The sequence below is a fragment of the Vibrio sp. Vb0937 genome, from assembly GCF_033338855.1.
Window position 1 is genome coordinate 84,240 of sequence record NZ_JAWOTK010000013.1, and the last position, 8,083, is coordinate 92,322.

The window sequence follows — 8,083 nt, forward strand, 5'->3', positions numbered from 1 at the left end:
GAAATCCAAGAAAAAGGGCTCCATCCGGAGCCCTATTATTATTTGCTGTTAAGATTATGCGTTAGCGGCATTAAACTCAACTATTTGACGTCGATAAGATGCTAAACGATCTGGCGTCATTAAGTTGCGCTGGTCATCAAGTACGTTACCACCTAAGTCATCAGCAATTTGCTGCGCAGTTCGGAGCATTAAGTTAAAGTTCTGTTCAGCCTCGCCATAACAGGGCAATGTCATGAAGAATGAAATACCCTTCGTTGTAAACTCAGCAGGATCAGCATGCTCAAACGTACCAGGGTGCATCATATTAGCGACGCTAAACAGCACTTTGCCGTTACCGGACAAGTCGACATGACGGTGGAAAATATCCATCTCGCCATAAATTAGACCGTTTTGTTGCATACTTTCAAATAAAGCAGTACCAACAAATGGCTCTTCACCAGCACAGTGCACATTCAATACAATCACTTGCATTTCAGGTTCTGGCTTTGGCTCTTCCTTAGGCTCTGCAACGACAGGCTCACTAACCGTTTCGACTTGCTGTTCTTTCTCCGTAATATCAAACGCGGCGGGAATAGCGTCTTCTTCCAAAGCGGGCTGGAATGGCTCTTCAGCTACTGTTACTTGAACAACAGGCTCAACGTCCTCTTCTTTATCTTTTTCTGCAACAAATGAAGGGATGTCATCCGGCTCCTGCTGCGTCTGTTTGACTTCAGATGGACCACCGAATAACGGGTCAGATTCAAACTTGTTGTCGAAAGAGCTCGCCATCCCAAAATCTGGTTCTTTGCGATCTTTGCGAATGATCTCAAAGTCATCTTCAGGAGCGGGAGCGAAGTCTCGTTCTTTCTCAACAAGATCATTTTTGTCTTCTTGGTTAACATCCAGCTTACCAAGTGGCTTGTTACCAAACTTTGCTTTGCCTTCTTTTTTACTGCTCCATAAACCATGAAACAGTAATGCCGCGATGGCTAATGCGCCAACAACAATGAGTACGAATCGCAATTCCTGCATTATTTACTCTCAATATACTTGTTTTTACTACTCGCAGTTCCTTGAGCAGCAACCCAAGTGCAATAAATCTGAATGATACGTTTACTTTACCAAAACTATATGTAGATTTAGAACAACTTAATGCAAGAAGTTCCGTTTTTTGTTGTGATTCTTGCCACGATTCCACTTAACAAGACGTCATTTGTCAGGGCATTGAAAGAAAAGTCCTCACAGGTACAATGAGTTTTCATTTACACGAAGCCAAAATAGACATGAAGCAAAACAATCAGCAGAGAACCGGGTTCGGTTATTTTCTATACGGGATACAATTGGCACTTGCCCCTAAAATCAGGCGCTTTGTCATCTTACCTCTACTTGCAAATATCTTGCTTGTAGGTGGTGCCATCTTCTATCTATTTTCAAACCTTAATATATGGATAGAAGGCTGGATTGGGCAGCTGCCTGAGTTTTTATCCTGGTTAACTTACATTCTTTGGCCTTTACTCGCTCTGACGATACTCGCTACCTTCTCCTATTTTTTCAGCACGCTCGCGAACTTTATCGCCGCGCCATTCAATGGCCTCTTGGCTGAAAAAGTGGAAGAGTACTTAACGGGACAAAAAGTAAATGATGATGGTTTCACTGCCGTCCTGAAAGATGTTCCTCGCGTTTTAGCTCGTGAGTGGAGAAAGCTCCTTTACATTTTACCTAAAGCAATAGGCCTATTCCTGTTATTGCTCATCCCTGCCCTTGGACAAACAGTAGGCCCATTTTTATGGTTTATCTTTACCGCCTGGATGCTCGCGATTCAATATTGTGACTACCCGTTTGATAACCACAAAATCCCATTTAACGACATGCGTTACAAATTGAAACAAAAGCAAGGTAAGGCCTATGGCTTTGGGGTATTGGTGTCTGTATTTACGACGATCCCAATTTTGAACCTCATTGTCATGCCTGTAGCAATATGTGGTGCAACCGCTATGTGGGTCGCGGAGTTTAAGCACCAACGATAGTCGATTAGAGATTAAGGAAAGGGATCAGCGCCAGCTTTTCCCTTTTCTTTTATCAAGTTCTGGGCCAACCTAATAAGATATAACTTTTTAATCCTTTTCCCTTTTTTTCATACCGCATATTCTTCTATCCATATTCACACAACGTGTAATGAAGGAACATCACTATGAGCAAAATCTACGAAGATAACTCTCTTACTATTGGTAATACACCTCTCGTTCGTCTAAACAAAGTAAGTAAAGGCAAAGTTCTCGCAAAAATTGAAGCGCGTAACCCTAGCTTCAGTGTTAAGTGCCGTATCGGTGCAAACATGATTTGGGAAGCAGAGAAAGCGGGCCTTCTTAAGCCAGGTGTAGAGCTTGTAGAACCTACCAGTGGTAACACTGGTGTTGCTCTAGCATTCGTAGCGGCTGCTCGCGGTTACAAGCTAACATTGACCATGCCTGAATCAATGAGCCTAGAACGCCGTAAGCTACTAAAAGCACTAGGCGCGAACCTTGAGCTGACTGAAGCGGCGAAAGGCATGAAAGGGGCGATTGCTAAAGCAGAAGAAATCGTAGCAAGCAACCCTGAGAAGTACCTACTTCTTCAACAATTTGACAACCCAGCGAACCCAGAAATCCACGAAAAGACTACGGGCCCTGAGATTTGGGAAGCGACAGACGGTGAAATCGACGTATTCGTTGCTGGTGTTGGTACGGGCGGTACTATTACAGGTACTAGCCGTTACATCAAAGGTGAAAAAGGCAAAGCCATCACTTCTGTTGCAGTTGAGCCAGCAGAGTCTCCGGTTATTGCACAAGCACTTGCTGGCGAAGAAATCCAGCCTGCCCCACACAAAATTCAAGGTATCGGTGCTGGTTTCATCCCTGGTAACCTCGATTTAGACATTATTGACCGTGTTGAGCAAGTTACCTCAGAAGAAGCGATTGAGATGGCTCGTCGCCTAATGGAAGAGGAAGGTATCCTAGCTGGTATCTCATCTGGCGCAGCGGTTGTTGCAGCGAACCGACTTGCAGAACTACCTGAATTTGAAGGAAAAACAATTGTAACTGTCTTGCCAAGTTCCGGTGAGCGTTACCTAAGTACAGCACTCTTTGCAGGTATCTTTACCGAAAAAGAGAACCAACAATAATATGTGTTCAAATCAATTTTTAGTTTAAAAAAGCCCCGTTTAGGGGCTTTTTTGTTGATCCCTGCCCTACCTTTGGTAATATCAGGGTGTTTTATTTCTAGCTTCAAAATAAAGAAGCAGAACACAAAAAGGTTTCAAAGTGATTACGCACGCAAACAGTTGCGTAGTTACCAAACTTTTGACTAGTATCAGAACTGACGCGCTTTGAACTCTTCCCGTGCTAGCGCACAAGATGTAAAGCAGTTAAGCTAAAATCTGGTCACAAACTAACAAAAAAATACATTTATTGGGGTATATCACATGTACGAGAAGCAAGTAGAAATCACAGCAGAAAACGGCCTTCACACTCGTCCAGCTGCACAGTTTGTTAAAGAAGCAAAAGCATTCGACGCAGACATCACTGTGACTTCTAACGGTAAAAGCGCTAGCGCTAAGAGCCTGTTCAAACTACAAACACTAGGCCTAGTGAAAGGTACTCAAGTTACTATTTCTGCTGAAGGCCCACAAGCTCAGCAAGCAGTTGACCACCTAGTTGCTCTAATGGACCAACTACACTAATCCGGTCTCCTACTCCAGAAGCCATTTTGTGAAAGCAAAATGGCTTCGTTGGAAATAGGCTCAAAACTAAGCTAAAACTATTCGTTAGCGCACCCATTATTCTCCCGTTTTATAAAGTTGACCAAACTTAAGGTAAGGCTATGATTTCAGGCATCCTAGCATCTCCTGGTATTGCAATCGGTAAAGCACTACTACTTCAAGAAGATGAAATTGTCCTAAACACAAACACTATTTCTGACGATCAAGTAGAAGCTGAAGTTCAGCGTTTCTTTGACGCTCGTAACAAATCTGCAGCTCAGCTAGAAACTATCAAGCAAAAAGCGCTTGAAACGTTTGGCGAAGAAAAAGAAGCGATCTTTGAAGGTCACATCATGCTTCTTGAAGACGAAGAGCTAGAAGAGGAAATCCTAGCACTTATCAAAAACGACAAGATGACTGCTGATCACGCTATCCACTCAGTGATCGAAGAGCAAGCATGTGCTCTTGAGTCTCTAGACGACGAATACTTAAAAGAGCGTGCAACTGACATCCGCGATATCGGTTCTCGTTTTGTTAAGAACGCACTAGGCATCAACATTGTTTCGCTTAGCGATATCAACGAAGAAGTAATTCTTGTTGCTTACGACCTAACGCCATCTGAAACTGCACAAATTAACCTAGACTACGTGCTTGGTTTTGCTTGTGACATCGGCGGTCGTACATCTCACACTTCAATCATGGCTCGCTCACTTGAGCTTCCAGCTATCGTTGGTACTAACGACATCACGAAGAAAGTTAAGAATGGCGACATGCTGATTCTTGACGCAATGAACAACAAGATTGTTGTCAACCCATCAGAAGCTGAGCTAGAAGAAGCGAAAGCGGTTAAAGCAGCATTCCTAGCTGAAAAAGAAGAGCTAGCGAAACTGAAAGACCTACACGCAGAAACGACTGACGGTCACCGTGTAGAAGTTTGCGGTAACATCGGTACAGTGAAAGATTGTGACGGTATCCTTCGTAACGGCGGTGAAGGTGTTGGTCTGTACCGTACTGAATTCCTATTTATGGACCGTACTGCGCTACCAACTGAAGAAGAACAGTACCAAGCGTACAAAGAAGTTGCGGAAGCAATGAACGGTCAAGCTGTGATCATCCGTACTATGGATATCGGCGGCGATAAAGATCTCCCATACATGGATCTTCCAAAAGAGATGAACCCATTCCTAGGCTGGCGCGCTGTACGTATCAGTCTAGATCGTCGTGAAATCCTTCGTGATCAGCTACGTGGCATTCTACGTGCTTCTGCACACGGCAAACTGCGTATCATGTTCCCAATGATCATCTCTGTCGAAGAAATCCGTGAGCTTAAGAAAGCGATCGAAGAGTACAAAGAAGAGCTACGCGCTGAAGGCCACGCGTTCGACGAAAACATCGAAATCGGTGTTATGGTTGAAACTCCTGCTGCTGCTGCGATCGCACACCACTTAGCGAAGGAAGTGTCTTTCTTCTCTATCGGTACAAACGACCTAACTCAGTACACGCTAGCGGTTGACCGTGGTAACGAGATGATTTCTCACCTATACAACCCACTATCACCAGCTGTACTTACAGTGATCAAGCAAGTTATCGACGCTTCTCACGCAGAAGGTAAATGGACTGGTATGTGTGGTGAACTTGCAGGTGACGAGCGTGCAACACTTCTACTTCTAGGTATGGGTCTGGACGAGTTCTCAATGAGCGGCATTTCAATCCCTAAAGTGAAGAAAGTAGTTCGTAACTCTAACTTCGCAGAAGTGAAAGCAATGGCTGAAGAAGCCCTTTCTCTACCGACAGCAGAAGAAATCGAAGCCGTGGTAGAAAAGTTTATTGCTGAGAAAGCTCAGTAATCGGTAGTACCAAGTAATTCAATACTTAATGGCCATTAGACGGCGAAAAAAGTCGTCTAATGAGCTATATTGGTATACTATAATTCGACAGAATAAAACCAAACCTTAGGAGCATGACACAATGGGTCTGTTTGACAAACTTAAGAAGCTTGTATCTGATGACAGCGCTGACGCTGGTGCTATCGAAATCATCGCGCCACTTTCTGGTGAGATTGTAAACATCGAAGACGTGCCAGATGTTGTTTTCGCTGAGAAAATCGTTGGTGACGGTATTGCTATCAAGCCAGCAGGCAACAAAATGGTAGCTCCTGTAAACGGTACTATCGGTAAGATCTTCGAAACTAATCACGCGTTCTCTATCGAGTCTGACGACGGTGTTGAGCTTTTCGTTCACTTCGGTATCGACACAGTTGAACTAAAAGGCGAAGGCTTCACGCGTATCGCTGAAGAAGGTCAAACTGTTAAAGCTGGCGACACTGTAATTGAATTCGATCTAGCTCTTCTAGAAGAGAAAGCGAAGTCAACGCTAACTCCAGTTGTTATCTCTAACATGGACGAAATCAAAGAGCTAAACAAGCTTTCTGGTTCTGTAACTGTTGGTGAAACTCCAGTTCTACGTGTAACTAAGTAATTTTTACTTAATCGAACACGAAAAAAACGCTGCCAATGGCAGCGTTTTTTATTATCTGACTTTTTTCTGAGCGATGTGCATCGCTGAAACACGTTCAACTGAGCAAGCCTAGTGCTGAGCTCGGCCTTTGCTTCGCTTGAGCGAGTAATGCAGTTGTCGCATCTTGGAGCACTTGAGAACGCACCATTTCCGTAGATTCTCTTGCGAAGTCTGTATCTCTTATTCGACTCTTGGACTCTGTAACACTCCGATTCACAGTATTTAAGTTATCCATCGAGCCGTTTACACGGTTCTGAAAGCTGCCAATTTCACTTCGGTGCGAATCAACGTACTTAATTGCTGCATCAATCACCCCAACTGAAAGCTGAGCCTTACCTGCCGTCGACATATCAATGTCATCCATTGTGACTAATTGACCAGCGCTCACATCAAGCTCATCCGCTAAACTCCCTTCGAGAACCACACCCTCTGGCGCCTTCATCGTAGAAGCGAAGAATTGCAGTTCGTTGTTTTCCGTTACTGAAGCATTCACTATCGATTGTTGAGCATTGATGTAAGTGGCGACCTGTTCTATACGGTCACCCAATTTGAGTCCAATGGATTCCGTTTGGGTTTGCCCTTTACTGTCTTGGTATTCGACTTTTAGGGTTTGGTTATCTTTAGTGACTCGCCAATCTTTATCGACCGCATCACCAACATAATGCTGCCCTCCCATCTCTGGGATATGGCTACGCATGTTACGTAACGTCAAAGAGATTGAATTAGCGTTCGCGCCAATATGGAAACTTTGTGAACCGTAAGATCCATCAAACAGGTTTTTATCCGCAAATGTTGTCGTGATCGCGACACGATCAAGCTCATCTTGCAGCGCTACGACCTCATATTGAATACTTTGCCGATCACTTGAGTCATAACTGCCGTTTGCTGCTTGAAGCCCCAGAGAGCGTAAGCGTTGCAATATGTCACTGCTTTCGTGCAATGCTCCCTCCGCTGTTTGAGCAATAGAAAAAGCGTCGTGTGCATTTCTTAAGGCGACATCAAGCCCTCTCGTTTGTACATGGAGAGTATTCGATATCTGTAAACCTGCCGCATCATCGCTCGCCGAGTTGATTCGAAACCCCGAAGTTAGGTTGCGTTGTGACTCAACATTTTGCGCAGCTGCTTGACTCAGGTGTCTCTGCGCCACCATCGCAGAAACATTGGAATTTAAAGAGATCATCTAATCGATATGAATGCCTTATCGAACATAATGTCAGGACACATCTGAATCGTTATAGCCAATAAGCAAAAAGCCAGGGATGAGCCTGGCTTTGGTTTCTTGCTTTGTTAAATTGATTAACCTAGCAGACTTAGCGCTGAGTTAGGCGCTTGTTTCGCTTGCGCAAGGATTGAGCTTGACGCTTGCGATAGAATTTGTGATTTGGTCATTGCCGTCGTTTCTTTCGCGAAGTCAGTATCTTTGATACGGCTCTTCGACGCATTCACGTTCTCGTTAATGTTGTCCAAGTTGCTGATTGCGTGGTTGAAACGGTTCTGGAAAGCACCTAGCTCTGCGCGGTGGCTGTCTACATATTTCAGTGCCGCATCGATGATGGCAACAGATTCTTGTGCGCCACCAACTGAGGTTACGTCGATAGTATCTACCGTTACCTTTTTGCCTTCGCCCAAACCTAGTTCACCAGATAGACCACCTGAAAACTCGACCTCGCCCTCAACTTTGTTGTTGCCAGCGAAGATTTGCAGTTTACCATCTTGGTCTACTGATGCTTTCACTAGGTCAGTTTGGCCGTTAATGTAAGTCGCAAGCTCTTCGATATCGTCACCCGCTTTTGCGCTGATGTTGATTTCTTGCTCTTGGCCGTAGCTGTCCGTTAGGTTGATTTTTAGGTC

8 protein-coding genes are annotated in these 8,083 nt (G+C 44.3%); 5 read left to right on the forward strand and 3 right to left on the reverse strand.

Going from position 1 to position 8,083, the window contains the following annotated elements:
* Positions 1-54 precede the first annotated feature (54 nt).
* Entirely contained in the window at positions 55-1,011 is a 957-nt protein-coding gene (zipA, locus tag R7P67_RS16100) for a cell division protein ZipA (protein WP_262652590.1), read from the reverse strand.
* 251 nt (positions 1,012-1,262) lie between these two features.
* Between zipA and cysZ the strand changes: the two genes are divergently transcribed.
* The 5 genes from cysZ (at position 1,263) to crr (ending at position 6,193) form a co-directional block, all read left to right on the forward strand.
* Positions 1,263-2,006 carry a sulfate transporter CysZ gene (gene cysZ / locus R7P67_RS16105; protein WP_025998633.1) on the forward strand — a complete coding sequence of 248 codons (744 nt, stop codon included), beginning with the start codon at positions 1,263-1,265 and terminating at the stop codon, positions 2,004-2,006.
* Positions 2,007-2,170: 164 nt separating this feature from the next.
* Entirely contained in the window at positions 2,171-3,139 is a 969-nt protein-coding gene (gene cysK / locus R7P67_RS16110; RefSeq protein WP_005382045.1) for a cysteine synthase A, read from the forward strand.
* Between the two features lie 300 nt (positions 3,140-3,439).
* On the forward strand, positions 3,440-3,697 hold the full coding sequence (locus R7P67_RS16115) for an HPr family phosphocarrier protein (RefSeq protein ID WP_005382043.1): 258 nt from the start codon (positions 3,440-3,442) through the stop codon (positions 3,695-3,697).
* Between the two features lie 140 nt (positions 3,698-3,837).
* On the forward strand, positions 3,838-5,562 hold the full coding sequence (gene ptsI / locus R7P67_RS16120; protein ID WP_005389298.1) for a phosphoenolpyruvate-protein phosphotransferase PtsI: 1,725 nt from the start codon (positions 3,838-3,840) through the stop codon (positions 5,560-5,562).
* A 121-nt stretch (positions 5,563-5,683) separates the two neighbouring features.
* Positions 5,684-6,193, forward strand: coding sequence for a PTS glucose transporter subunit IIA (crr, locus tag R7P67_RS16125; protein ID WP_005382041.1), 510 nt, complete (start codon positions 5,684-5,686; stop codon positions 6,191-6,193).
* A 94-nt stretch (positions 6,194-6,287) separates the two neighbouring features.
* Here crr and R7P67_RS16130 read toward each other — a convergent pair whose 3' ends face one another.
* Positions 6,288-7,412, reverse strand: a complete 1,125-nt coding sequence (locus tag R7P67_RS16130) for a flagellin (RefSeq protein ID WP_262652592.1) — start codon at positions 7,410-7,412, stop codon at positions 6,288-6,290.
* A gap of 116 nt (positions 7,413-7,528) precedes the next feature.
* The coding region (locus R7P67_RS16135; RefSeq protein WP_170894384.1) for a flagellin at positions 7,529-8,083 on the reverse strand (555 nt) is incomplete at its 5' end.

Coding starts and splice junctions, on each gene's coding strand:
- zipA (WP_262652590.1), bottom strand. CDS start 1,011: ATGCAGGAATTGCGATTCGTACTCATTGTTGTTGGCGCATTAGCCATC.
- cysZ (WP_025998633.1), top strand. CDS start 1,263: ATGAAGCAAAACAATCAGCAGAGAACCGGGTTCGGTTATTTTCTATAC.
- cysK (WP_005382045.1), top strand. CDS start 2,171: ATGAGCAAAATCTACGAAGATAACTCTCTTACTATTGGTAATACACCT.
- R7P67_RS16115 (WP_005382043.1), top strand. CDS start 3,440: ATGTACGAGAAGCAAGTAGAAATCACAGCAGAAAACGGCCTTCACACT.
- ptsI (WP_005389298.1), top strand. CDS start 3,838: ATGATTTCAGGCATCCTAGCATCTCCTGGTATTGCAATCGGTAAAGCA.
- crr (WP_005382041.1), top strand. CDS start 5,684: ATGGGTCTGTTTGACAAACTTAAGAAGCTTGTATCTGATGACAGCGCT.
- R7P67_RS16130 (WP_262652592.1), bottom strand. CDS start 7,412: ATGATCTCTTTAAATTCCAATGTTTCTGCGATGGTGGCGCAGAGACAC.